This is a genomic window from Paenibacillus xylanexedens, assembly GCF_001908275.1.
In the GTDB taxonomy this organism is placed as follows: Bacteria; Bacillota; Bacilli; order Paenibacillales; family Paenibacillaceae; genus Paenibacillus; species Paenibacillus xylanexedens_A.
The window spans coordinates 860,030-886,438 of record NZ_CP018620.1 but is presented as its reverse complement, the minus strand read 5'-3'; the positions used below and the strand labels follow the sequence as shown (position 1 = coordinate 886,438).

Annotated in this window: 21 protein-coding genes, 10 tRNA genes and 3 rRNA genes; all 34 read right to left on the bottom strand. The window is 48.2% G+C overall.

The window, feature by feature from the left end:
- Positions 1-283 precede the first annotated feature (283 nt).
- Positions 284-2,542: an AraC family transcriptional regulator gene (locus BS614_RS03840; protein ID WP_074092959.1), complete on the bottom strand. Its 2,259-nt coding sequence runs from the start codon at positions 2,540-2,542 to the stop codon at positions 284-286.
- A gap of 254 nt (positions 2,543-2,796) precedes the next feature.
- Complete coding sequence (locus BS614_RS03835) at positions 2,797-3,744, bottom strand: ribose-phosphate diphosphokinase (RefSeq protein ID WP_036616184.1); 948 nt, start codon at positions 3,742-3,744, stop codon at positions 2,797-2,799.
- A gap of 302 nt (positions 3,745-4,046) precedes the next feature.
- The gene (gene hisJ / locus BS614_RS03830) at positions 4,047-4,871 is read right to left on the bottom strand and encodes a histidinol-phosphatase HisJ (protein WP_074092958.1); all 825 of its coding nucleotides are present in this window, start codon (positions 4,869-4,871) and stop codon (positions 4,047-4,049) included.
- A gap of 12 nt (positions 4,872-4,883) precedes the next feature.
- Positions 4,884-5,618, bottom strand: coding sequence for a bifunctional phosphoribosyl-AMP cyclohydrolase/phosphoribosyl-ATP diphosphatase HisIE (hisIE, locus tag BS614_RS03825; protein ID WP_074092957.1), 735 nt, complete (start codon positions 5,616-5,618; stop codon positions 4,884-4,886).
- Entirely contained in the window at positions 5,611-6,372 is a 762-nt protein-coding gene (gene hisF / locus BS614_RS03820; protein ID WP_017691268.1) for an imidazole glycerol phosphate synthase subunit HisF, read from the bottom strand. Before hisF ends, hisIE begins: the two co-directional genes overlap by 8 nt.
- A 30-nt stretch (positions 6,373-6,402) precedes the next feature.
- Positions 6,403-7,137 (bottom strand): 1-(5-phosphoribosyl)-5-[(5-phosphoribosylamino)methylideneamino]imidazole-4-carboxamide isomerase, encoded by a 735-nt coding sequence (gene hisA, locus BS614_RS03815; protein WP_047841450.1) that lies wholly within the window; start codon positions 7,135-7,137, stop codon positions 6,403-6,405.
- A gap of 63 nt (positions 7,138-7,200) precedes the next feature.
- Entirely contained in the window at positions 7,201-7,827 is a 627-nt protein-coding gene (gene hisH / locus BS614_RS03810; protein ID WP_074092956.1) for an imidazole glycerol phosphate synthase subunit HisH, read from the bottom strand.
- Between the two features lie 3 nt (positions 7,828-7,830).
- Complete coding sequence (gene hisB, locus BS614_RS03805) at positions 7,831-8,460, bottom strand: imidazoleglycerol-phosphate dehydratase HisB (protein ID WP_036674766.1); 630 nt, start codon at positions 8,458-8,460, stop codon at positions 7,831-7,833.
- A complete protein-coding gene (gene hisD, locus BS614_RS03800; protein WP_074092955.1) occupies positions 8,453-9,757 on the bottom strand; it encodes a histidinol dehydrogenase in 1,305 nt (434 codons plus the stop codon). The genes hisB and hisD overlap by 8 nt, the downstream gene beginning before the upstream one ends.
- 127 nt (positions 9,758-9,884) lie before the next feature.
- Positions 9,885-10,544, bottom strand: coding sequence for an ATP phosphoribosyltransferase (gene hisG / locus BS614_RS03795; RefSeq protein ID WP_036674770.1), 660 nt, complete (start codon positions 10,542-10,544; stop codon positions 9,885-9,887).
- A 1-nt stretch (position 10,545) separates the two neighbouring features.
- On the bottom strand, positions 10,546-11,745 hold the full coding sequence (locus tag BS614_RS03790; protein WP_036616165.1) for an ATP phosphoribosyltransferase regulatory subunit: 1,200 nt from the start codon (positions 11,743-11,745) through the stop codon (positions 10,546-10,548).
- Between the two features lie 389 nt (positions 11,746-12,134).
- Positions 12,135-12,677 (bottom strand): acyltransferase, encoded by a 543-nt coding sequence (locus BS614_RS03785; RefSeq protein ID WP_074092954.1) that lies wholly within the window; start codon positions 12,675-12,677, stop codon positions 12,135-12,137.
- Positions 12,674-13,330: a pyrophosphatase PpaX gene (ppaX, locus tag BS614_RS03780; protein WP_074092953.1), complete on the bottom strand. Its 657-nt coding sequence runs from the start codon at positions 13,328-13,330 to the stop codon at positions 12,674-12,676. Before ppaX ends, BS614_RS03785 begins: the two co-directional genes overlap by 4 nt.
- Positions 13,331-13,336: 6 nt before the next feature.
- Positions 13,337-14,362 (bottom strand): prolipoprotein diacylglyceryl transferase, encoded by a 1,026-nt coding sequence (gene lgt, locus BS614_RS03775; protein WP_036616160.1) that lies wholly within the window; start codon positions 14,360-14,362, stop codon positions 13,337-13,339.
- Between the two features lie 121 nt (positions 14,363-14,483).
- Positions 14,484-15,422 (bottom strand): HPr(Ser) kinase/phosphatase, encoded by a 939-nt coding sequence (gene hprK, locus BS614_RS03770; RefSeq protein ID WP_017691278.1) that lies wholly within the window; start codon positions 15,420-15,422, stop codon positions 14,484-14,486.
- A gap of 418 nt (positions 15,423-15,840) precedes the next feature.
- Positions 15,841-16,968, bottom strand: coding sequence for an ABC transporter ATP-binding protein (locus BS614_RS03765; protein ID WP_017691279.1), 1,128 nt, complete (start codon positions 16,966-16,968; stop codon positions 15,841-15,843).
- A 103-nt stretch (positions 16,969-17,071) separates the two neighbouring features.
- Positions 17,072-18,265 carry a PucR family transcriptional regulator gene (locus BS614_RS03760; RefSeq protein ID WP_167544374.1) on the bottom strand — a complete coding sequence of 398 codons (1,194 nt, stop codon included), beginning with the start codon at positions 18,263-18,265 and terminating at the stop codon, positions 17,072-17,074.
- 143 nt (positions 18,266-18,408) lie between these two features.
- Positions 18,409-18,481, bottom strand: a tRNA-Lys gene (locus tag BS614_RS03755).
- A gap of 7 nt (positions 18,482-18,488) precedes the next feature.
- A tRNA-Tyr gene (locus BS614_RS03750) sits at positions 18,489-18,574 on the bottom strand.
- Positions 18,575-18,586: 12 nt separating this feature from the next.
- Positions 18,587-18,659: transfer RNA gene (locus BS614_RS03745), tRNA-Phe, on the bottom strand.
- A 21-nt stretch (positions 18,660-18,680) separates the two neighbouring features.
- Positions 18,681-18,758: transfer RNA gene (locus tag BS614_RS03740), tRNA-Asp, on the bottom strand.
- Positions 18,759-18,767: 9 nt separating this feature from the next.
- Positions 18,768-18,843 (bottom strand) — tRNA-Thr (locus BS614_RS03735).
- Positions 18,844-18,848: 5 nt separating this feature from the next.
- Positions 18,849-18,924 (bottom strand) — tRNA-Val (locus BS614_RS03730).
- Between the two features lie 9 nt (positions 18,925-18,933).
- Positions 18,934-19,010 (bottom strand) — tRNA-Met (locus BS614_RS03725).
- A 43-nt stretch (positions 19,011-19,053) separates the two neighbouring features.
- A tRNA-Ser gene (locus BS614_RS03720) sits at positions 19,054-19,145 on the bottom strand.
- An 81-nt stretch (positions 19,146-19,226) separates the two neighbouring features.
- A 23S ribosomal RNA gene (locus BS614_RS03715) occupies positions 19,227-22,152 on the bottom strand.
- A 209-nt stretch (positions 22,153-22,361) separates the two neighbouring features.
- A tRNA-Ala gene (locus tag BS614_RS03710) sits at positions 22,362-22,437 on the bottom strand.
- A gap of 22 nt (positions 22,438-22,459) precedes the next feature.
- Positions 22,460-22,536: transfer RNA gene (locus BS614_RS03705), tRNA-Ile, on the bottom strand.
- A 36-nt stretch (positions 22,537-22,572) separates the two neighbouring features.
- Positions 22,573-22,689, bottom strand: a 5S ribosomal RNA gene (gene rrf / locus BS614_RS03700).
- Between the two features lie 100 nt (positions 22,690-22,789).
- Positions 22,790-24,342, bottom strand: a 16S ribosomal RNA gene (locus BS614_RS03695).
- Together the 16S, 23S and 5S rRNA genes with 10 tRNA genes alongside form the textbook arrangement of a ribosomal RNA operon.
- 349 nt (positions 24,343-24,691) lie before the next feature.
- Positions 24,692-24,961 (bottom strand): pro-sigmaK processing inhibitor BofA family protein, encoded by a 270-nt coding sequence (locus BS614_RS03690; RefSeq protein ID WP_074092952.1) that lies wholly within the window; start codon positions 24,959-24,961, stop codon positions 24,692-24,694.
- A 32-nt stretch (positions 24,962-24,993) separates the two neighbouring features.
- Positions 24,994-25,221 (bottom strand): DUF2508 family protein, encoded by a 228-nt coding sequence (locus BS614_RS03685; protein WP_083657421.1) that lies wholly within the window; start codon positions 25,219-25,221, stop codon positions 24,994-24,996.
- Positions 25,222-25,455: 234 nt separating this feature from the next.
- On the bottom strand, positions 25,456-26,055 hold the full coding sequence (gene recR, locus BS614_RS03680; RefSeq protein WP_062838113.1) for a recombination mediator RecR: 600 nt from the start codon (positions 26,053-26,055) through the stop codon (positions 25,456-25,458).
- A gap of 35 nt (positions 26,056-26,090) precedes the next feature.
- Complete coding sequence (locus tag BS614_RS03675) at positions 26,091-26,402, bottom strand: YbaB/EbfC family nucleoid-associated protein (protein WP_036607248.1); 312 nt, start codon at positions 26,400-26,402, stop codon at positions 26,091-26,093.
- Positions 26,403-26,409 lie beyond the last annotated feature (7 nt).

Genomic DNA, 26,409 nt, shown 5'->3' with positions numbered 1-26,409 from the left:
TTTCCAACCCCTTGCTGCTAAAGGCTTTAGTGCTAGTCTGCCCCCTCTGACACAGAACACTCTGCTCATATTCGGATAAACCATTTTCACATACTGCTTATATTCGTAAATGTAAAAAAGTGGGAATATCCTTGTAATCTCGCACACAAGTAGTTACTTCCCTTTCAGTTTATAACTGAATAATACAAACAGGGTGAATCCCAGACTGTCCGCTCTCTCAGTGAAGAGCGACTGCCTAAAACTCACCCTGTATTTACTTAAGCCATGAACATCTATATTCTTGTCATTCTTCGAGATCAAGGTGTTCACGTTTCAAACGACGATAATCCCCTGGTGTAATACCCATCACCCGTTTAAACACACGGCCTAAAGTAATCCCGTTCGCGTATCCTACTTTCAAAGCAATGTCCTGCAAGGAATGATCCGTTTTTAACAGAAGCTGTTCGGCCTCCTTCATGCGAAGCTCTGTAACAAAATCAACAAACTTCATGTTGAATTCGGTCTTAAACAAATAACTCGCATGTTTGCCCGTAATCTGAAATCGATCACTCAGATGTTTCAATGAAAGATCTGGATTAGCAAACTGTTCTTCAATATAGGCTTTCATTTCGTTAACCATTGCTTTGTAACTCTTGGTTTCAGTGACCGCCACATAGGTTCTGAACAGATCCGTCAGATTATCAAACAGAAGGCCTTTGATATCCTCAAGTGTCTCTGCCTCTTCCATCAACTTGAGCCACTTGTTAATGTTCTCTTCTGACAGCTCTTCTTGCAGCTTCTCTGACATCATTGCGACTTCTCTACTGAGCATCTGTAACATCGCCTGGATGAGAGAGCGAATCTCGTCATCTGGCAGTTTATTTCGCTCAAATGCTGTGAAAATCTCTTCCAGTTGATCACGCCACTGAACACTCGACATGCGGAATCGTTTAACAAAGTCGGCAATCATCTGCAGGTAAGTGTAAGTATCCAGCAAAGGATGCTGATGCTCTCCGCACTCGGCTTGCCCCACGTCACCATTCATCAAAAGCTTGCGTTGCATTACCGTCTCGGCTGCTGCATAGGAATCCCGAATCGATCCTATGCCTTCAGCAATAGGCCCAATACCAAAGCTAAGGGAAATACGCAGATTCTGTTCCACCCAAGATTGACATTCCTCTGCCACAATGCGAATCTGCCCTGACATATCCGAGCTGTTACTGTCACTATCTTCTTTGGACAGAAAGAGTATCGCTACTCGATCTGCGCTGATCCATTCAGCCCAGCACTGCACTCCCATATTACGTGATAGTTCCTGCAGAACGTTCATCAAAGCAAACTTCAGCGTATTTTGTTCACCTCTCGTAAACCGTTCCTGGAACCCCTTTTCATACTTATTGATTTCTCCAACCACAACGGCAAAACGGGACGAGTCATGCACTTCATCAAAAGGAGACAGATCCTTCAATTGCTCTGAAACTTGATCCATATGTTCCCCAAGCAGTAAGGCATTAAACAGCCTGCTGCGTTGTAAAAGTGCGTTCTCTCTGCTCTTCTTATCATAGTCCATCATATGATTGATCAGATTCTCAAGAACACCATCAATCATCTTCATCTCATCGGTCCGAGTGCCTGAGTTTTCCAACGCACGGATTTGATGAGCTTCAATCCGGTTCATGATAATCTGAATAGGCTTATAGTTACGACGAGTAATATAGACTATATAAACGATCGCACAGATAACAGTCACCATTCCAATTACAATCCACACGTAGGAAACTACGGATACCCAGCCAAACAAGTTGCCCGCCTTAATTCCACTGGACAGGGTCCAGCCCAATCTGTCTAGCGGTAAATGGTTTAGCTCCTTTCCATTCACTGCGCCTTCATAATCGGAATGGGCATTATACACAATCTTGCCATCACGATCCGTAATCGTCAGAAAGGAAAGTTGCCCATTAACCATACTATCCACACTTTGCTCAATACTGCTCATCTTGATATTAATGACCAGTGTACCCTCGGAGCCAAAAGGTAAAGGCATGCCCTTATTCACTGTCAGTACCCGTACAGGTTGCTGAAAGTCCACCTCTATTTCCCGGACTGGTTGCCAGCCCGACCCGATTGGCCCGTTAACAATCCGATCAATCCACACCTTATCCGAGAAGCTGTCCGATTCTCTGGAGCCACTTACTGTCAAAACTCTGTCGTTTCTCTTGTCGTAGATATAGATGGATTGAATCCATGAAGAAGAACTGGACAGTTCGCGCAAATTCTGTGCAATTGAATAGACCGTGTCCGAGCTGGTCTGGACGGTGTTATTAAAATAAAGCTTGTAAGCTTGTGTATTCTGTACTGTTTCGGTCACAGATAGCTCAATATCCCGGATCGTACGATCCAGTGTAGACTCCAAGTAACTGGAGGAGATCCGATCTGCCTTTCTGGTCTCTTCCCTAGAGACGTCATTTATGAAAACAAATGCGATAAAAATAAGGATCGTCATGGTAAAAAAGAAAATAGGGAAATACGAAAACAACAGTCGATAATACCAAGTACGCGACAATAGACCCCACTCCTCACTCCACGATGCCAATGTTCTCAGCCGTGGTTCTACTGTTCAGCATCCATCTCACCTTAGGGGCTGAATACTATATGATAACGCTATCATAACTGATTTTATGTTATTATAGCACAAGCCTCTGAGCAGCAAAGCAAGAATTGAATTCAAAGAGCCAAAACAAAAAAACCGTGCTGAGCAGACAATAACTCAGACACGGAACAGTTCATCTGGCAGCACACCGTTATATCTTCGATGCTCTAAATACCAGAATCCTTAAACAATGTGGCCATGGAGCCACCATCCACAATAATGCGTACGGCGCGGGCCAGCATTGGCGCAACAGGTAACACTTTGAAGCATTCAGGGTGGTCATCTGGCAGTGCAATCGAGTCCGTAACTACCACCTCTTCAATTGACGGGTGATTCAATTTACTTACTGCCCCATCCGAGAACAATCCGTGTGTTGCACATACATATACATTTTTGGAGCCACGTTCCTTCAACCCTTCCACAACATTCAGAATGGTTGTTCCAGTGTCGATCAGATCCTCAATAATAATAGGTGTCCGTCCTTCTACATCACCAATGACATGGGTAATCACCGATTCATTATGGCTTGGACGTTTCTTGATCATAATGGCAAATGGAGAATCCAGACGGTTCGCCAGCTTCTCTGCCATCGATGCTCGTCCCGCATCCGGGGAGACGACAACAGGGTTCTCAATTCCTTTGCTTAACAGATAATCACTAATCAGATCCAGTGATGTCATATGGTCAACCGGAATGTTGAAGAATCCCTGAATGGCCGCTGCGTGCAGGTCGATCGTTACCACTCGATTGGCGCCAGCCGTAGTTAATACATCTGCTACCATCTTGGCCGAGATCGGTTCCCGTGGTGCGGATTTGCGCTCTTGACGAGCATAGCCGTAATACGGAACAATGATGTTCACAGTGCGCGCTGAAGCCCTCTTTGCGGCATCAATCATCACAAGCAACTCGACAAACAGCTCATTGATCGGATGAGACAACGACTGTACCAGAAACACATCACAATTACGGATCGTTTCTTCATAATGAACGTATATTTCTCCGCTCTTGAACCTGGACAGCTTGATCTTGCCCAGTTGTACACCCAGCTTGTCACATACCTGTTCTGCCAGCTTAGGGTTCGATGAACCGGAAAAAATACGTAACGAATGCTGCATAATGCCCTCCCGAGGGTTGAAATCCCTATATAATCCCTTATCTAAAAGCGAGTGTTCAAAAAGACCGGTTTTCAGTGCCGAGAAGATGGGATAAAGCTAGAAATGGAGTAGCGGAGCGTAGGCAAAACTACGTGAGCAACCACAATGTTTCCAGAGGAAACATACTTCGTAAGCATCCACCTATTTCGGCTGAATTCCAGCTTCGATGCTGAAGATGCCATTAGGCCTCCTTCGTAATCAAAGGCGGACTTTTTGAACTACCTCTAAAAGGTTATTTCTTACCCTCATTATACTCTAATGGCTTATACATTTAAAGGAATGAACGAGCGATGACGGCCTTCGAAAACAGCGACTTCTGTACAACCCAACTCATGTAAAAGTGCTTCAGCTTCAGGTAAATAATCGCCCAGCTTCATGGGGTCATGTGCATCAGAGCCCATGGTTAATGGAATACCCAAGCGAATGGCTTCTGTCAGCATTCTGCGACTAGGGAACATCTCGGCACAAGGCTTCGATAACCCGGAAGCATTCAGTTCCATGGCGCAGCCACTTTTGGCAATAGCCTGCAACGCTGCGTTCTCCAGTGAGATACGTTCTTCTGTTTGCTCTGTTGAAGGAACAAAACCGAAGCGTTTAATGACATCCGTATGGCCCATAATATCGTACATGCCCGTGGCGGCTGCCTTGCTTACGGCATCGTAGTACTGACGATATACCTCAAGGATGTCTTTGCCCTCCCAGTGATGGGTCTGGCGGAAATCCGTAATGTCCCATTCCCCGAGGAAATGAACAGAGCCAATCACATAATCCCATGGATAACGCTCAATGATCGCGCGGATCTCTGTTTCCCAGCCTTCAATATAGTCACCTTCCAGACCAACACGTACGTCAATCTGCCCACGGTAACGTTCTTTCAGGGAGAAACACTCCTCTACGTAACGCGGCAGTTCATCCATAGGCATCGCCATTTCCGGATAATATTGAGCCGGATCGACATGCAACAATGGCATGTGATCGGACAATCCAATTTGGGATAGTCCGATCTCCACACCACGCTGCACGTACTCTTCCAGTTTGCCCACGGCATGTCCACACCGCTCATGGTGTGTATGATAGTCTATACGCACGAAACTCGCCTCCTAATCGCGGCGAGGCCGTTCATGACGGCGGCTCAGCTCTGACATAATGTCGCCCAGCGGCAGCTTGCGTTCTTGTAACAGGACGAGCAGGTGATACATCAGGTCACTGACTTCCAGACGAAGCTCGTCATTATCTTTATTTTTGGCGGCGATGATTGTCTCGGACGCTTCTTCACCGATTTTTTTCAGTATTTTGTCTACACCTTTATCAAACAGATACGTTGTATATGCACCCTCAGGACGCTCACGTTCACGCTCTGCAATAACGGATTCCAGTTCAGCCAATACCTCAAAGCGACTTTCGGAACCGGAATTTGTAGAAGCAGATGCCGCACTCGCTTCATCCGAAGCCTTGTCTGCTGATTTCTCTGGCAAACCAATGATTTCATTATGGAAACAAGTTACCGCCCCTGTATGGCAAGCCGGACCGTTCGGTTTCACCTCAACCAACAAGGTATCGCCGTCACAATCATATTTTAGGGAAGTAATCGTCTGCACGTTGCCAGATGTTGCTCCTTTATGCCACAACTCCTGACGCGAGCGTGACCAGAACCACGTCTCACCGGATTCAAGCGACAACTTCAGAGATTCGCGATTCATATAAGCCATCATCAAGACTTCCCGAGTATCTACATCCTGCACAATGGCAGGAACCAATCCTTCACTCCAACGAATGTGCTCCACAACCTGTTCCAAGGACAACTGTTCCTTGATTTCATCACTTACTTTAGTCACGGATCTCCACCCCTTGTTCTCTCAAATGTTGTTTTAACGCCGGTACGGCGATTTCTTTGTAATGGAAAATCGTTGCGGCCAGCCCTGCGTCCGCTTTGCCTGTGGTAAATACATCATAGAAATGAGATTCCTTGCCCGCACCGCCTGATGCGATGACTGGAATACGCACAGATTCGGATACCGCTGCCGTCAGCTTCAGATCAAAGCCGTCTTTTGTTCCGTCCGCGTCCATACTTGTGAGAAGAATCTCCCCCGCGCCCAAGCTCTCAGCCTGTTTAACCCATTCCAGCGCCTTGATGCCGGAGGGTTTCCGTCCACCATGGGTATAGACTTCCCACTCGCCCCAAGCTTCGTTATACTTGGCATCAATCGCTACCACGATACACTGCGAGCCAAAGCGACGTGCACCATCTGCAATCAACTGCGGATTAAGTACCGCGGCTGTATTCACTGCAATTTTATCCGCTCCTGCACGGAGAATCCGCTTCATGTCCTCTACCTTGGAGATGCCGCCACCTACCGTAAAGGGAATAGCGATCTCGCCTGCCGTCTGCCGCACGACTTCTTCCATCGTTTCGCGACCTTCTACCGAAGCGGAGATATCGAGAAATACCAATTCATCCGCGCCCTCGCGGTCATATAGTGCCGCCAGCTCTACCGGATCACCCGCATCGCGGAGATTAACGAAGTTGACGCCTTTGACGACCCGGCCGTCCTTCACGTCCAGACAGGGGATGATTCTTTTTGCCAGCATGCTACCTCTTCCTCTCTAACCGGATATCCTTTACTTGTTTACCGCACGTACTGCTTCAGACAGATCGATACTCCCAGTATACAGTGCTTTACCCACGATCGCTCCACCAACACCATCATCCGCGTGGCGACTCAGACGAAGCAGATCATCCATTACACTCACACCGCCGGAAGCAATAACCGTCCGTCCGCTCGCCTTGGCTAGAGATACGATTGCTTCCACATTAGGACCCTGCATCATGCCATCACGGGAAATATCCGTAAAGATAAACGTTTCTGCCCCATACGCCGCCAATTCCTTTGCGAGTACCTCTGCCTGTACTTCCGATGTTTCAAGCCATCCGCGGGTTGCCACGTAACCATTACGTGCATCAATACCAATTGCCACTTTGTCACCGTAACGTCCCAGTACTTCCTCTGTAAAAGCACGATCCTCAATCGCTGCTGTTCCAATGATCAGCCGGCTAACACCCAGACCCAGCAAACGCTCTACATCCGCTACTGTGCGAAGTCCGCCACCCACCTGAACAGGTACGTTCACAGCCGAGGCAATCCGTCCGATCAGCTCATCGTTAACAGGATGACCTGCTTTCGCACCATCCAGATCGACTAGATGAACGTATGTACCGCCTTGCTTCTCCCAGGATAGAGCCACTTGAACCGGGTCATCGTTATACACGGTCTCCTGATTATAATCTCCCTGCACCAGTCTTACACATTTGCCGTCCCGGATATCAATCGCCGGATAAAGGATAAAAGATGACATACAAGGCCTCCTGATTATGAATTAGATTTGTACGCTTTCTATAGTTAAGAAGAGATGATGCTTTTACCTTTGTACAGGTGCTCCTGTCAGAGCCAAAAAGTTGCCGAGCAGCTTCATACCGAGCGCTCCACTTTTCTCCGGGTGGAATTGCATGCCGAAGTTGGATCCTCTGCCTACAATGGCTGTCACCGGATGTCCGTAATCCGTTACCGCCAGCAGATCGTCCCTGTTTTCAGTAAGCGCATGATAGGAATGGACAAAATAGACGTGACTTGCCTCAAGCCCCGCAAATAGCGGGTTTTCCGCGTGCAGGAATTCCAAACGGTTCCATCCCATATGAGGAACCTTCAGTTCTCCTGGGGCGAAACGCACCACTTTACCTGGCAAAATATCCAGTCCCTCATGTTCGCCATGCTCTTCACTTGAGCTGAACAACAACTGCATCCCCAGACAGATACCGAGCAGTGGTTTGGACCCGGCAGCGGCTTCCTTCACCACCATATCCAGTCCACTCTCCCGCAGATGAACCATCGCATCACCAAAAGCACCTACGCCTGGCAGAATGACACCATCTGCGCCAAGAATCTCTTCCCGGTCACCCGTGACCAGCGCTTCGTAGCCAAGACGTTCGACCGCTTTGCCGACGCTGTGCAGGTTACCCATACCGTAATCGACAATTGCAATCGCCATCGTCTACAGCACTCCCTTCGTGGAAGGCACACCCGTTACACGTGGATCAATCATCGTTGCTTCATCCAGAGCACGTCCCAATGCCTTAAAGATCGCTTCAATCATGTGGTGGGTGTTCTGACCATAGTGCACAATGACATGTAACGTAATCCGAGCTTCCAGCGCTAATTTCCACAGGAATTCATGTACCAGCTCCGTGGAGAAACTGCCAACCTGTTGGGAAGGGTATTCTGCACGATATTCAAAGTGAGGCCGATTGCTCACATCAATAATAACCTGAGCGAGTGCCTCGTCCATTGGTACAAAAACACTGGCGTAACGCTTAATTCCGCGTTTGTCACCCAACGCTTCTCGCAATGTCTGTCCCAGACAGATGCCGATGTCTTCAACCGTGTGATGATCGTCGATATCAATATCTCCACGGGCCTGCACGTTCAGGTCGAATTGTCCGTGCTTCGTGAACAGATCCAGCATATGGTTCAGGAAAGGTACATCTGTTTCAATCGTGGATTGTCCTGTTCCATCTACATTAAAGGCCAATTGGATATTGGTCTCGTTTGTTTTGCGGTCAACCTCTGCTTGGCGCACTGCACCTTTGTTTTCAAGTTCCACACCATTATTTTGCTTATCCATTGTCCGATTCCGCCTTTCCTTCCTGTTCTAACCGTACAGCGATTGCACGGGCATGCCCTTCAAGACCCTCATGGCGGGCCAACTCTATAATAGCCGCTCCATTCTGAAGCAGCGCTTCTTTACTATAATAGATCAGGCTCGATTTCTTGATAAAATCATCCACGTCCACTGGCGAACTGAATCGCGCAGTACCATTGGTCGGAATAATGTGATTGGGTCCTGCAAAATAATCACCTACCGGCTCCGAGCTGTACGGGCCGAGGAAGATCGCGCCGGCATTTTCGATCCGGCCAGCGTAAGCCATCGGCTCCTGCACCATGATCTCCAGATGCTCCGGTGCGAGCCGGTTCACCACGTCAATTCCCTCATCGATGGAATCAACCACAATAATAGCGCCATACTGCTCCACGGAAGCAGCAGCGATATCACGCCGCGGCAGCACTTCAAGCTGCCGCTGCACTTCGCCCTGCACGGCTTCCGCCAGCGTGGCCGAATTCGTGACGAGAATGGCCGATGCCATCTCGTCATGTTCCGCCTGCGACAACAGGTCGGCGGCGACATACACCGGATTCGCCGTATCATCGGCAAGCACCACAATCTCACTCGGCCCGGCGATACTATCGATATCGACTGCACCGTACACCTCACGCTTCGCGAGCGCCACGTAAATATTGCCCGGTCCACAGATCTTGTCGACCGGGGCAATACTCTCCGTGCCGTAAGCCAGGGCGGCGATAGCTTGAGCGCCGCCAACCCGGTACATCTCGCTCACGCCTGCTTCCGCAGCAGCAACGAGGATGTACGGGTTAATACCTTCGCCACCATTCGTAGACGGCGGCGTCACAAGAACAATCTCCGGCACGCCTGCCACCTGTGCCGGAATCACATTCATCAGCACAGACGATGGATACGCTGCTTTGCCGCCAGGTACATAGACGCCGACCCGCTTCAGCGGTCGGATGACCTGGCCCAGCAGGCTGCCGTCCGGCTGCCAATCCATCCACGAGTTGCGTTTCTGTTTCTCATGAAACGCACGAATGTTGGCGGCGGCTTGCCGAATCGCCGTCACAAAGGATGGCTCCACGGCTGCATAAGCCGCCTGCAGCTCTTCTTGCGGCACGCGCAACTCCGCGGCCGTCAGCTTCGTGCGGTCCAGCTGCTCCGTGTAACGTAGCAGGGCCGCATCACCCTCACGGCGAATGTCGCTGACAATACGCCGTACCGTTTCATTTTGCTCCGGCGTGCCATACTCCACTTCCCGCTTCAGATCAAACTCCCGTGCAGGTACAATTTTCATACGTACAACCTCCTCATCCTGTGTAATACCTGCCTTCATGTGGCCGATTTGCTTCTTTATTTTGTCTCTTACTCTTAATTTTGCTTCTGCTTTGTATGTTTCTCATCTATGTTTCCAACGCAGTAGCTTATCCCCGAAAGCTTCCCGCCGATATCTCATTCGATGCCGGTATGACCTGCTGAAGTGCATCACACAAAGCCTGGATTCGTGCATTTTTCATCCGATAACTTACCCGATTCGCGATAAGACGGCTCGTGATATCCAGAATGCCCGTCATCTCCACAAGTCCGTTCTCTCGCAGCGTCTGACCTGTCTCCACCAGATCGACGATCCGATCTGCCAGACCAATCAGGGGTGCCAGCTCAATGGAACCATTCAGCTTGATCACCTCGACCTGCTGTCCCTGCTCCCGGAAATACTGTGAAGCAATCCTCGGATACTTCGTTGCGACACGTTGCTGGATGCCTGGCTTCCAGTCTGGAAGTCCGATCACAGACATACGGCACTGGGCGATTCCCAGATTCAACAGTTCGTACACGTCCCGATCTTCCTCCAGCAGCACGTCTTTACCAACAATTCCGATATCGGCAACACCGTACTCCACATATGTTGGAACATCTACTGGCTTAGCCATAATGAATTCCATTCCCGCTTCCGGTACTTCGATGACCAATCTGCGTGTATCGTCCACGTCTTCTGGAATATCCAGCCCCGCTTCACGAAACAATTTGGAGGCTTTTTTATAGATTCGGCCCTTCGGCATGGCCACCTTCAGAATATCCGACATCTCAGCGTCCTCCTTCTTCAGATCCGTAAGTAATAACCTGCTCAGCGTGAGCGGTTCTTGCTTCAACCGATACGGCACTTGCCCCAGCCCCGTCTTCAGGAAGAAGGAGTGTCACTACATTTTGCCCCATACTGCGTAATCTTGCCGCTTCTGTTAGTGCCTCGGCCCGACGTTTCGGGGTATATTGGATAAGCACCGGTTTTTTCTCTTCAATCGTAATGCCATGAACACCGTCAATAATCCGGTTCGTTTTCAGTGCAAATCCTGTAGCTGGCAATGAACGACCAAACTGTTGTAAGAGATTATCATACCGTCCACCGCTACATACTGGAGATCCCAGTTCGGCTGCATACCCTTCAAAGGTCATGCCCGTATAATAGGAGAAATCACCGATCATCGTCAGATCAATCAGCACATGCTCGGATACACCGTACGCTTCCAACACTTCGAATACAGCACACAGATGTGCAATCGACTGTGCTGCTTCAGCACTTGAACTTAGCTCTACCGCATGTGTGCATACTTCCTTGCCACCACGCAGACGAAGGATCGCTTCAAGCTGTTCTTTCAGCTTAGGCTCCAGATTCAATGCTTCAATCGACTGGCGATAGCCGACATAATCACGTCCGAGCAGCCCTTCCTTCAATTGCTCCTGCTCAGCGGTCTGGCCTGGAATCACTTCCTCCAGTAATCCGTTCAGGAATCCCATATGGCCCATGGCTATTTTAAAAGAAGACACACCCGCTGCCTGCAAAGAGGCAATCGCAAGCGCAACAACTTCTGCATCCGCCTCAGGTGAGTCGTCTCCAACCAGCTCCACGCCCGTCTGGAAAAATTCAGCTTCACGTCCAGCTTCCTCTTCAATAGAACGGAATACGTTCGCATGATAGGACAGACGCAGCGGCAACTGCTCATCTTTGAGCATGGATGAGACGACGCGTGCAATCGGAGCCGTTAGATCCGATCTGAGTACCAGTGTGGTTCCCCTGCTGTTTAGCAATTTAAATAATTTACGATCTGATGTAGAGCTTGCCACACCTACCGTGTCGTAATATTCAATCGTTGGTGTGATGATCTGACGGTAACCCCAGCGTTCCATACATTCCAGTACATTGCGTTCAATCGTCCGCAGCTTGGATACTACATGTGGTGTATAATCGCGGAATCCGGTCGGTTTTTCAAAACCTTTTGGTTTGGACATTGGTAATATTCACCCCGAGTCAGTAATTTAAGAGTTGCACTCGTTCTATTTCAACAGGATTTATGTAGTGTAAATCCCCATTCTATCTTATAAACCTGAATCACAGTATTATCGTATAAGCCTTCAACTAATGGTTTAGTTCAACCCTTATCATGCTTTATTTTTCCAAGATTACTTTCACATGGTAAAGTGCTAACAAACTAAAGGATATGGGATATGATAACATGAAATCCGCACTACCGTCAACAATACCAAAGCTTGATTGCCCTTGGATCGACATATCGTTTTATATACACACCGTTACGCTCGCCAATCGGTATTTATATACGAAAAAAGCTGCCATAAGCAGCTTTTTACTTCAACCCATCTTCATTCATTACTTTATTGACTCAATGCACACTACCCTGAGAAGAATCATCCGTGTTAAAGATGGTTTCTTCCGTAGAAGCTGCCGCGCCGGATAAATCACGCAGTGGATTACCTCCAACAAAAGCTCCTGGTGCAACATCCTTATGTACGACTGCTCCAGCAGCCACAACGGCTCCATCTCCTATGGTTACCCCGGGCAGAATCGTTGTGTTAGCACCAATCAGTACATTTTCCCCGATAATCACCTCACCGAGTCTGTACTCCTTAATAAGATACTCATGAGCGAGAATCGTTGTGTTGTAACCGATGACCGAGTTTTCGCCGACCGTTATTTTCTCCGGAAAAAATACATCCACCATCACCATCAGGCCAAAGGCCGTATGTTTTCCCACCTTCATACCGAGCATTCGGCGGTAAATCCAATTCTTCACCGATAGGATCGGACAATAACGTGACAACTGGATCCAGATAAAATTACGAACGCCCTTCCACGGACTCACTGTCTTGTAGATATGCCAAAGTGCATTCTGGTCCTCTACCGGATAGCGGGTTACTTTTCTCATGAACGTCCCGTTTCAATACGGATGAGTTTCAACAAGTCTCTCATGTCATGCAACATATGATCGGGTCCATATCCGTTCAGGATTGTTTCCCCTTTAAGGGACCATGCAACCCCCGCCGAGAGTGCGCCCGCATTCTGTGCCGATTGGATATCCACTGGACTGTCACCCACCATTAACGTTTTGGCAGGATCTGCACCCAGTTCCGTCATCGCTTTCAGTACCGGTTCAGCGTGCGGCTTCGGATTCGTTACGTCAGTTACTGTTACAATCGTCTTCATATACTTCAATAGGTCAAAACGTTCTAGCACCTTTAATGTAGATGGACGAATCTTGGTTGTGACCACACCCATCACAATGCCCGCCTGATGCAGCGCCTCTACTACCTCAATAACATGTGGAAAAGGTCTAACCATCGCTTCATGATGGATATCATTATAAGCACGGTAACCTTTCACGTACTCGGAGACTTCCTCCTGGCCAGAGAAAGTGCGCATTTGCTGCTCCAGTGTGCCACCCATATGTGGAATGATCTGTTCCCGAGTCCATGGAGCTGAATGCTTCCATCCCCCCATGACATGCTGGAATGAGCTGATAATCAACTCATTGGTATCAATAATCGTTCCATCCAGATCAAACAATACCGTGTCAATCATGTTGCATTACTCCTTTTTATCATCAACTTGCTTGGATTCATCTTTGGCTGGAGGTGTTAACTTATTCTCTTTGCCAGCAACTGTTCCCGTATGCTCCATATCATCTGAGGTAACTTTGGACGATACAATCGGATCACTATAACGAACATCTGCTTTACCTGTCACTCTTCTCACCACAATGAATACAACAGCAACAATAATGATGCCAATCGCGAGCAGTTGCGAGATTCTTACGTTACCGTAAGCAGGATCAAGATATCCTTGTTCAAAGCCCATTGCAGTCATTGGAGACCACAGCCCGTTCACTAATGAAGCAACCCACTGCGGAGCCTGGAAGCCCAGACTGTCCGTACGTAGAGCTTCAATGAAGAAGCGACCGATAGAGTACCAGATGAAATAAGACATGAACAATTCACCTGAACGCAGAAACTTCTGACGACGCAGAACCAGCAGCAAGACTAGGCCAACGAGACTCCACATCGATTCATACAAAAATGCAGGATGGTGGAATACGCCCTCTACGTTCATTTGATTCACAATAAAGTCCGGCAGATGAAGCTTGTCTCTCAAAAATGATTCTTCCACAGGACCGCCGTAGGCTTCCTGATTCACAAAGTTCCCCCAGCGTCCGATCAACTGTCCAACGAGCAGTCCAGGCGCACAGATATCGGCCATACGCCAGAAGTTATATCCTTTACGACGGAAGAAAATAACTGCACAGATGATAGCACCAATAAGGGCACCATAGATGGCTATACCGCCATTCCATATTTTAAAGACATCCCAGAAATTATCCTTATAATCTTCCCACTTAAATGCGACGTAGTAGATGCGGGCACCAATGATGGCAGAAGGCACACCCAGCAGGACCATGTCCATGAACACTTCCTGTGGAATATTGTATCGTTTGCCCTCCCGGATCACGAGCAGGAGTCCTATAAGTGCCGCGGCACCAAGAATAAGCCCGTACCAGTGAACCTTTAACGCTCCAATAGAGAACGCAATCGGGTTCAACAGTAATAATGTATCCATTCATTCACACTCCTATTTATTCAATCAACCGCACGCATGACGAATGGTTGGCATACACTGCGCCTTAAGAGAAGCAGTACATGTCAACCATTTATCTTCATTTCCTTGTATAAAATGTTTCTTAATCCATGTCTTCCATATCTTCCGAGATGGTTGCTGTCAGCTTGTTCGTGAATTGCAGCGCAGCATTCAGACCCATCTGTTTCAGGCGATAGTTCATACCTGCCACTTCAATAATAACCGCCAAGTTCCGTCCCGGACGAACAGGGATTGTAACAAGAGGTACATCCGTATCAATGATACGTGTAGTCTCTTCATCCAGACCCAGACGATCATATTGTTTATCCTGCTGCCATGCTTCCAGACGTACAACCAAAGTAATCCGTTTGTTATTCCGAACCGCACCAGCTCCGAACAATGTCATGACGTTGATAATACCGACACCTCGAATTTCGAGCAAGTGGCGGATCAATTCTGGTGCAGTACCGTGCAGCTGAAAATCTGACGTTTGGCGGATCTCTACCGCATCATCGGCAATCAGTCGGTGTCCACGTTTCACCAGTTCAAGCGCTGTTTCACTCTTACCAATACCGCTGCTACCTGTGATCAGCATACCTACGCCATAGACATCACAAAGTACACCGTGAATGGTTGCTGTTGGTGCCAATTTCTTTTCCAGGAAACCCGTGATCCGGCTGGATAGAATCGTAGTAGCCATGTTGCTACGAAGTACAGCCAGATTCTGCTCTTCACTGATATCAATCAGCTCTTGCGGAACTTCCAGTCCACGCGTGACAACGATACAAGGCGTCTCTTCCGTACAAAGACGTTGCATACGATCGCGCCGCTCTTGCTCAGGTAACATTGCAAAGAAAGCTAACTCCGTTCTTCCAAGCAGCTGTACCCGTTCTTGTGGATGGTATTCAAAATAACCGGCCATTTCCAGACCAGGACGATTCAGGTCATCTACCGTAATGACTCTTTTCAATCCGTGAGATCCAGAAACAACCTCCAACTGAAATTGCTGCACCAGTTCAGATACTTTCACTTTTTTCGCCATTTGTCTCTTCCTTTCAGCATTAGCTGTCCCTCTATGTACATCAGATCGTGTATCAGTTATTTCCATTATTAGCGCATTCACAACATGGGGTACAGAATGCATACCCTTCCAACAGTCGATTCTCTCAAATAAATGAAGACAGACCTTCAAATAATCTTAAATGAATTCCGGGATGAATGCAATCGCAGCCTCCGACAACCATTAGTAAGAAAAGTCTTCTGATCGAAGCACCTTCTAGGATACTACATTCGTAGTTTAAGGGCTGTTTTTCTTACGATTATTAATCCTTCAACTCTGCCGAAACTTATAAATTCATTAATCTTAAAAAAGCCCCTTCCAGCAATAACGGAAGGGGCTCTCATTACAATGTATAATTGCGTTAACTGTCAGGTTCCATCGTCACCGAGGAATCCCAGTATTATTTGTCTTGAAGAAGTACGTTCACTTCAGTCTCTTTGTCAAAGATATGAACTTTGTTCATGTCGATGGCCATTTTAACTGTGGAACCATCACGAGTGTTAGAACGTCCGTCTACACGTGCGATCGTTGTATCATTACCAACACCGCTCAAGTAGAGGAGCATTTCGTGACCCAGGTTCTCTGTAACATCTACGTGTGTAGAGAATACAGAGTTCGGGGATGCTTCCAGGAATACTGGCTCTTCGTGAATGTCTTCTGGACGAACACCCAGAATCACTTCTTTACCAATGTATCCTCTAGATTTCAACACTTGTGCTTTACCTTGCGGGATTTCAACATCCACACCAGGAGCTATGAAATGCATGCTAGTACCTTGCTCAGCGAGTTTACCCGAGATAAAGTTCATTGTCGGGGAACCAATGAAACCAGCTACGAACAGGTTAGCCGGCAGGTTGTACAACTCTTCCGGAGAAGCTGCTTGTTGGATGATACCATCCTTCATAACAACGATCCGATCACCCATCGTCATAGCTTCGATCTGGTCATGCGTTACGTAGATAACAGTTGTTTCCAAACGTTTCGCAAGTTTAGTGATCTCAGCACGCATTTGACCACGCAGTTTGGCATCCAAGTTGGAGAGAGGCTCATCCATCAAGAACACTTGTGGATCACGGACAATCGCACGTCCCAAAGCGACACGTTGACGTTGACCACCGGACAATGCCTTAGGTTTACGCTCAAGCAAATGTTCGATATCCAGGATTTTAGCTGCTTCACGTACACGTTTGTCGATCTCATCTTTTTTAACCTTACGCAATTTCAAACCAAACGCCATGTTTTGATATACGCTCATATGTGGATACAAGGCATAGGATTGGAATACCATCGCGATATCGCGGTCTTTAGGTGCAACATCATTAACGACACGGTCACCGATATAGAGTTTACCTTCAGAAATTTCCTCAAGGCCTGCGATCATACGAAGTGTTGTTGATTTACCACAACCGGACGGACCTACTAGTACCAGAAATTCTTTATCTTTAATGTCCAGGTTAATGTCAACTACAGTTGCTTTATCAGAACCCGGGTATTTTTTGAAAATATGCTCTAAACGTACTCCAGCCATGATTGTTGCCTCCTCAGAGATCATTTTGTAATCGAATACAATTTGTATTTTTATAATACCCTATCTACGTGAGGTTTGACTATTCGCAAACTGCACAAAAATATCAATGCTTTTTCGTCACTTTGTACATTAGTAGTAAAAACTGCACTAGAACGGCACTTTCGAAGTGCCTCACATCATAGCCAATCTCCTGTTTGATCTTGTCCAGACGGTATACCAACGTATTACGATGAATGAAAAGTCGTTTCGCTGTCTCACTGACATTACAGTCCAGGCTAAAAAAAGTCTCCAGCGTAGCAAGTGTCTCACTGTCATTGAAGATTACCGTGTCTTTACCAGTTTCCTTTATAAAACGTATACGTTGATCATCTGGAATGCTCGCTACCAACCTCTCCAGGTGAAGATCCCATGGGAGATGAATATGCTGCGTAACATGGAATGCTCTCCCTAAGTGAACACTCTCTCTAAGAAGAGTTGCGACCGCTACAAGTTGTTGCGCAGGAATGCATGGCAGAGATGCAGACAGATGGAACACCCCAGCCCACTCACTGGCAACCAATTCATGTAACCCCAGACAAAAAGCGTTCAGTGAATCCTTTTTGGCTTCCGTTGTATCTTCTTCGGCTTCTTCAGTAACAATTTCTTTATCACCCATGAAAATCCACTCTTGCTCCCCCAAAGGAATCAAGACAATTTCCTCGCCAAAGTAACTCTCAAGCAACTTGTTGAGTTCCTTGGACCGTAAACGATGTGCATCCGGTGTATCGCCTTGCAGCAAGAAGAGAATCTTCTCAGCATTTAATCCTGCGGGCACCACAAAGCGATCAGGAACCACATCAGATTCCTGCTTGGTTGGTTCTTCGATCTGCTCTTTAAGCCAGAGACCCAATTCAGTCAAATACTGCTCCCTATCATTCTCATATACAACAGGTTGTACCTCATCGGGTAAAGCCGTGTTAGTACGGATCAAAAGCTCAATCAATTGTCGTGTTTCCATGGTAATTGATTTTGCAGGGCATCCCCAACACACGACGGTCTCTTCTTGCTCATTCATCCGAACCTTAAAAAATATACGCTTTCCCGTATTTAAACTGATCACATCGGATGAAATTGGAGATGCAGATTGATCAGATAACTCCTGACGCTCACCCTCATCACCAAAGGTCTCTGAATTTTCATGTCGACCAACCAGATTCGCAACGGATTGCATCCATTCTTCTATTGTAATTTCATATTCGTCCAAAGTTGTGCCTATAATGACTTCAATTTGCTGTTTTAGATCAGGTATGATCTTCATATAATGAACGTCACCACTCTGCATGTTTTCTATTAGTTTATCATATCTTGCCCAGCATTAATAAATATCCATATTGAGCTAAAATCACATAACAAAAAAGAGCGACTAATCAAATTAATGATTAATCACTCTTTTCTTAAAGATGAGTCATGAAGGGCTCGAACCTTCGACACCCTGATTAAAAGTCAGGTGCTCTACCAACTGAGCTAATGACTCATAAAACTGGTGGAGGATGATGGATTCGAACCACCGAACCCGTACGGGAGCAGATTTACAGTCTGATGCGTTTGGCCACTTCGCTAATCCTCCAGGGATTAAAGGTGGCTCGGGACGGAATCGAACCGCCGACACGAGGATTTTCAGTCCTCTGCTCTACCGACTGAGCTACCGAGCCATATTTAATTTTTAGGATTAATGGCGGAACCGACGGGATTCGAACCCGCGATCTCCTGCGTGACAGGCAGGCATGTTAGGCCAACTACACCACGGTTCCAGGCATTAATGGTGCCGGCGAGAGGACTTGAACCCCCAACCTACTGATTACAAGTCAGTTGCTCTACCAGTTGAGCTACACCGGCGTATATGGTGGAGGCTGAGGGGATCGAACCCCCGACCCTCTGCTTGTAAGGCAGATGCTCTCCCAGCTGAGCTAAGCCTCCTGGGTAATATGGTAGCGGCGGAGGGGATCGAACCCCCGACCTTACGGGTATGAACCGTACGCTCTAGCCAGCTGAGCTACACCGCCATATTAATTGTGTCTTGATTGCTTGTCCATCTTTAGGTAAAGATGGCGGAGAGAGAGGGATTCGAACCCTCGCACCGCTTACGCAGTCTAACCCCTTAGCAGAGGGTCCCCTTATAGCCACTTGGGTATCTCTCCAAATAACAATCTTCAACATCATTCAAGGATTGCTCCCTGAAAACTAGATTCGAAACGAAACATGCGAATTATCACTTGCTATTGGATAAGCCCTCGACCGATTAGTACTGGTCAGCTCCATGCATTGCTGCACTTCCACCCCCAGCCTATCTACCTCGTCGTCTTCAAGGGGTCTTACATACTGGGAAATCTCATCTTGAGGGGGGCTTCACGCTTAGATGCTTTCAGCGTTTATCCCGTCCGTACATAGCTACCCAGCGGTGCTCCTGGCGGAACAACTGGTACACCAGCGGTACGTCCATCCCGGTCCTCTCGTACTAAGGACAGCTCCTCTCAAATTTCCTACGCCCACGACAGATAGGGACCGAACTGTCTCACGACGTTCTGAACCCAGCTCGCGTACCGCTTTAATGGGCGAACAGCCCAACCCTTGGGACCTACTTCAGCCCCAGGATGCGATGAGCCGACATCGAGGTGCCAAACCTCCCCGTCGATGTGGACTCTTGGGGGAGATAAGCCTGTTATCCCCAGGGTAGCTTTTATCCGTTGAGCGATGGCCCTTCCATGCGGTACCACCGGATCACTAAGCCCGACTTTCGTCCCTGCTCGACTTGTAGGTCTCGCAGTCAAGCTCCCTTATGCCTTTGCACTCTTCGAATGATTTCCAACCATTCTGAGGGAACCTTTGGGCGCCTCCGTTACTCTTTAGGAGGCGACCGCCCCAGTCAAACTGCCCACCTGACACTGTCCCCGCACCGGATTACGGTACCAGGTTAGGACCTAGATACGATCAGGGTGGTATCCCAACGTTGCCTCCACGCAAGCTGGCGCTCACACTTCAAAGGCTCCCACCTATCCTGTACAGATCGTACCCAAATTCAATATCAAGCTGCAGTAAAGCTCCATGGGGTCTTTCCGTCTTGTCGCGGGTAACCTGCATCTTCACAGGTATTAAAATTTCACCGGATCTCTCGTTGAGACAGCGCCCAAGTCGTTACGCCATTCGTGCGGGTCAGAATTTACCTGACAAGGAATTTCGCTACCTTAGGACCGTTATAGTTACGGCCGCCGTTTACTGGGGCTTCGGTTCACAGCTTCGGATTGCTCCTAACCACTCCCCTTAACCTTCCAGCACCGGGCAGGCGTCAGCCCGTATACTTCGCCTTACGGCTTCGCACAGACCTGTGTTTTTGCTAAACAGTCGCTTGGGCCTTTTCACTGCGGCCCCCTCGTGCTATTCACACTACCGGGGCACCCCTTCTCCCGAAGTTACGGGGTCATTTTGCCGAGTTCCTTAACGAGAGTTCTTCCGCGCGCCTTAGAATACTCTTCTCGCCTACCTGTGTCGGTTTGCGGTACGGGCACCTTCACCTGGCTAGAGGCTTTTCTTGGCAGTGTGAGATCATGACCTTCGCTACTATAATTTTCGCTCCCCATCACAGCTCAGCCTTACAATGTGCGGATTTGCCTACACATCAGCCTTACTGCTTAGACGGACATCCATCAGTCCGCGTCACTACCCTACTGCGTCCCCCCATTGCTCATAACGGCTTACGGTGGTACAGGAATTTCGACCTGTTGTCCTTCGACTACGCCTTTCGGCCTCGCCTTAGGTCCCGACTTACCCTGAGCGGACGAGCCTTCCTCAGGAACCCTTAGGCTTTCGGCGGATCAGATTCTCACTGATCTTTTCGTTACTCATACCGGCATTCTCACTTGTATAATGTCCAGCGCTCCTTACGGTACACCTTCAACCCTTATACAACGCTCCCCTACCCCTGATGCAAAGCATCAAGCCATAGCTTCGGTGGTGTGTTTAGCCCCGTTACATTTTCGGCGCAGAGTCACTCGACCAGTGAGCTATTACGCACTCTTTAAATGATGGCTGCTTCTAAGCCAACATCCTGGTTGTCTGTGCAACTCCACATCCTTTCCCACTTAACACACACTTGGGGACCTTAGCTGATGGTCTGGGCTGTTTCCCTTTTGACAATGGATCTTAGCACTCACTGTCTGACTCCCGGAAGTAAGTCTATGGCATTCGGAGTTTGACTGAGCTTGGTAACCCTTGCGGGCCCCGCACCCAATCAGTGCTCTACCTCCACGACTCTGTTTTCCGAGGCTAGCCCTAAAGCTATTTCGGGGAGAACCAGCTATCTCCGAGTTCGATTGGAATTTCTCCGCTACCCCCACCTCATCCCCGCATTTTTCAACATGCGTGGGTTCGGGCCTCCAGTGCGTGTTACCGCACCTTCACCCTGGACAGGGGTAGATCACCCGGTTTCGGGTCTACGTCCACGTACTATGTCGCCCTATTCAGACTCGCTTTCGCTGCGGCTCCGGCTCTTCACCTTAACCTTGCACGGGAACGTAACTCGCCGGTTCATTCTACAAAAGGCACGCCATCACCCCTAAAACGGGCTCTGACTTTTTGTAAGCACACGGTTTCAGGTTCTATTTCACTCCCCTTCCGGGGTGCTTTTCACCTTTCCCTCACGGTACTGCTTCACTATCGGTCGCTAGGAAGTATTTAGCCTTGGCAGATGGTCCTGCCGGATTCATACGGGGTTTCACGTGCCCCGCACTACTCGGGATCCGTCTCGGAGGGAACAGACTTTCAACTACAGGGCTTTTACCTTCTTTGGCGGGCCTTTCCAGACCTCTTCGCTTAACCGGTTCCTTTGTAACTCCATGTGAGACGTCCCACAACCCCAAAGAGCAAACTCTCTGGTTTGGGCTTCTCCGCGTTCGCTCGCCGCTACTGACGGAATCACTATTGTTTTCTCTTCCTCAGGGTACTTAGATGTTTCAGTTCCCCTGGTATGCCTCTACACAACCTATGTATTCAGTTGTGAGTAACTGGAAATTACCCCAGCTGGGTTTCCCCATTCGGACACCCCCGGATCAAAGCTTGCTTACAGCTCCCCGAGGCAGTTTCGTTGTTCGCCACGTCCTTCATCGGCTCCTAGCGCCTAGGCATCCTCCGTGTGCTCTTAGTAGCTTAACCATTTTTTTCCGGTTTCGGTCGCTCGCTTCCCTTGGTTTGGACTGCGTCCAAATCCAAAAGTCGCTCTCACCCGATACCATCACAAAAGCAATTTAACTACCTTTATACACTTGACTTGTTTGCACAAGTTCAGCTTAAAGGAATGTTCTAATTCGCGTTTGTTTCGTTTCGATATCTAGTTTTCAAAGAACAAACTTGTAAAACATTTTTGGTGGAGCCAAGCGGGATCGAACCGCTGACCTCCTGCTTGCAAGGCAGGCGCTCTCCCAGCTGAGCTATGGCCCCATATAAAGTTTAAAGGTATAGATGGTGGGCCCTGGTGGACTCGAACCACCGGCCTCACCCTTATCAGAGGTGCGCTCTAACCAACTGAGCTAAGGGCCCACATTATATATACTATTTGAACCCAAAATGGGTTACGCTTGGCGGCGTTCTACTCTCCCAGGACCCTGCGGTCCAAGTACCATTGACGCTGAAGGGCTTAACGGTCGTGTTCGGGATGGGAACGTGTGGAACCCCTTCGCTATCGCCACCAAACGTTTGAGAGTTTGAGCTCTCAAAACTGAGCAACGAGTGAGTGTTTTGCAGCTAAGCTGCATATTTGAATGTTTCCGTTGCAGGAAACGATTCTCCATAGAAAGGAGGTGATCCAGCCGCACCTTCCGATACGGCTACCTTGTTACGACTTCACCCCAATCATCTATCCCACCTTCGGCGGCTGGCTCCTTGCGGTTACCCCACCGACTTCGGGTGTTATAAACTCTCGTGGTGTGACGGGCGGTGTGTACAAGACCCGGGAACGTATTCACCGCGGCATGCTGATCCGCGATTACTAGCAATTCCGACTTCATGCAGGCGAGTTGCAGCCTGCAATCCGAACTGAGACCGGCTTTGTTGGGATTGGCTCCATCTCGCGATTTCGCAGCCCGTTGTACCGGCCATTGTAGTACGTGTGTAGCCCAGGTCATAAGGGGCATGATGATTTGACGTCATCCCCACCTTCCTCCGGTTTGTCACCGGCAGTCTATCTAGAGTGCCCACCCGAAGTGCTGGCAACTAAATATAAGGGTTGCGCTCGTTGCGGGACTTAACCCAACATCTCACGACACGAGCTGACGACAACCATGCACCACCTGTCTCCTCTGTCCCGAAGGAAAGATACATCTCTGCATCGATCAGAGGGATGTCAAGACCTGGTAAGGTTCTTCGCGTTGCTTCGAATTAAACCACATACTCCACTGCTTGTGCGGGTCCCCGTCAATTCCTTTGAGTTTCAGTCTTGCGACCGTACTCCCCAGGCGGAGTGCTTAATGTGTTAACTTCGGCACCAAGGGTATCGAAACCCCTAACACCTAGCACTCATCGTTTACGGCGTGGACTACCAGGGTATCTAATCCTGTTTGCTCCCCACGCTTTCGCGCCTCAGCGTCAGTTACAGCCCAGAGAGTCGCCTTCGCCACTGGTGTTCCTCCACATATCTACGCATTTCACCGCTACACGTGGAATTCCACTCTCCTCTTCTGCACTCAAGTCACCCAGTTTCCAGTGCGATCCGGGGTTGAGCCCCGGGATTAAACACCAGACTTAAATGACCGCCTGCGCGCGCTTTACGCCCAATAATTCCGGACAACGCTTGCCCCCTACGTATTACCGCGGCTGCTGGCACGTAGTTAGCCGGGGCTTTCTTCTCAGGTACCGTCAACTTGAGAGCAGTTACTCTCCCAAGCGTTCTTCCCTGGCAACAGAGCTTTACGATCCGAAAACCTTCATCACTCACGCGGCATTGCTCCGTCAGGCTTTCGCCCATTGCGGAAGATTCCCTACTGCTGCCTCCCGTAGGAGTCTGGGCCGTGTCTCAGTCCCAGTGTGGCCGATCACCCTCTCAGGTCGGCTACGCATCGTCGCCTTGGTGAGCCGTTACCTCACCAACTAGCTAATGCGCCGCAGGCCCATCCCCAAGTGACAGATTGCTCCGTCTTTCCAGTTCTCTTCAGGCGAAGAAAACAACTATTCGGTATTAGCTACCGTTTCCGGTAGTTGTCCCAAACTTGAGGGCAGGTTGCCTACGTGTTACTCACCCGTCCGCCGCTAAGTATCAAGGAAGCAAGCTTCCTATCAACTCCGCTCGACTTGCATGTATTAGGCATGCCGCCAGCGTTCGTCCTGAGCCAGGATCAAACTCTCCAATAAAGTATTGAAAAGAGCGATAAGCTCATTTTGAATCTGACGAGATTAAAAATCTCATTTATGCTCCAGTCGATCCAAGCCAAGGCTTGTTTCAAACTTTCGCGTTTCATTCTGCAAGCAGAATGTTTACTCACTCGTTGTTCAGTTTTCAAAGATCAAACTCGTTTTTTCGTCACCATTTTCTCTCAGCGGCGACTTTTATAATATATCATACTTCGTTTGTTTTGGTCAAGTGTTTTTTTGAAATTCTTTTTCGAAGTTCGTAATGAACTCCTCCATTTCATCTAAAGCATCTAACCAAGCAAGCAAAGCAACGAGATATAATGTACCATATAAATATCCTGCGAGTCAACTATCCGAACAAAGAAATTTTCAACCCTAATAATAGCCCCACACCTGGCAATCCCAAAACAGTTACAGTCCCTATCGTTGCAGGGTTCAGCGGGATGTAGGTTCCTGTAATCCAGCCAGAATAATTCACGATATATATCCCTACTGCAGCCAGCACCAGATGAATTCCGAATGACGTGAAAAACGATAACCCTATCCGCTTTCTGAACAAAACAACGATAAGCCCCAGTAATGATATAACCAATACACTTCCCAGTATGATACTCTTCATATGTTACACCTCCGTGTTTAATGTAAACGTGACTACATACTAATCCCTCGCTGTGATGTAACATCATCATTAGCTCTGGCTCGCTTTGCTCTTCTCAAGTGGATCTGGTACTTCCGCTCAGCTGCCTCCAATACATAAATGGCATAATCAATCTCATCCTGCCCCTGTGCATCTTCAAACTGTCTCATAGCCCGTTCCCATTCCTGCTTAGCCATCTGAATATCTGCATAGATCTGATCCGCCTCAAGTTCCTTCAACATTCTGTTGTGTTTCTCTACCGAGTTCCGTGTATTTCGCCACAAAAACATAAACTCTCCCCCTCCTGATCAGCACAGCATATTCTCATACTTATCAGGGAAAGGACAAACTTAGAACTCAGGCATTCATTTTCTCCATAAAAAAAAAGAGAGCCCTAAGGCTCTCTTTGCACACCGAAACTTATTTAGCATCCGAAGTTTCCAAGGAAATCCGCTGCGTAATACAAATTGATCACACTAACGCATCTCCCTGCGCCCTTCCAACGCTTTGGAAAGGGTCACTTCATCCGCATACTCAAGATCGCCACCTACAGGCAATCCATGCGCAATCCGGGTTACACTGATCTCAAACGGACGCACCAAGCGGGAGATGTACATCGCTGTAGCCTCACCCTCAATATTGGGGTTCGTCGCCAGGATGATCTCTTTTATACGTTCATCACTTAATCGGATCAGGAGTTCCTTCAAACGAATATCGTCTGGGCCAATTCCCTCCATAGGTGAAATCGCGCCCTGTAACACATGATAGTATCCATCAAATTCCTTGGTTCGCTCCATGGCCACCAGATCTTTCGAATCCTGAACTACACAGATTACAGAGACATCCCTGGACTTATCCTGACAGATGCGACACGGGTCCGTATCAGTGATATTACAACATACAGAACAGTAATGAAGATTACGCTTCACACTTACGAGCGCTTTGGCAAAATCGATAACGTCATCTTCCTTCATGTTAAGCACATGAAAAGCTAAACGCGCTGCCGTCTTGGGACCCACACCCGGCAACCGGGTGAAGGCATCAATCAGCTTGGCTATTGGTTCGGGATAATACAATCGATTGTGTCTCCTTTGACAGGATCAATTTTTAATTAAAATAATCCCGGAATATTCATGCCGCCTGTGAATTTGCCCATATCCTTGTTGGCAATCTCATCAGCTTTGGCCATTGCATCATTAACAGCTGTCATAACGAGATCCTGCAACATTTCAACATCTTCCGGATCTACCGCTTCAGGTTTGATCGTGATAGCAAGCAATTTCTTGTGTCCGTTAACTTCAGCCGTCACTACACCGCCACCAGATGTACCTTGGACTGTTTTGTCCGCCAGTTCCTCTTGTGCTTTCAGCATTTGCTCCTGCATTTTCTTCACTTGTTTCATCATTTGGTTCATGTTGTTCATAATTGTT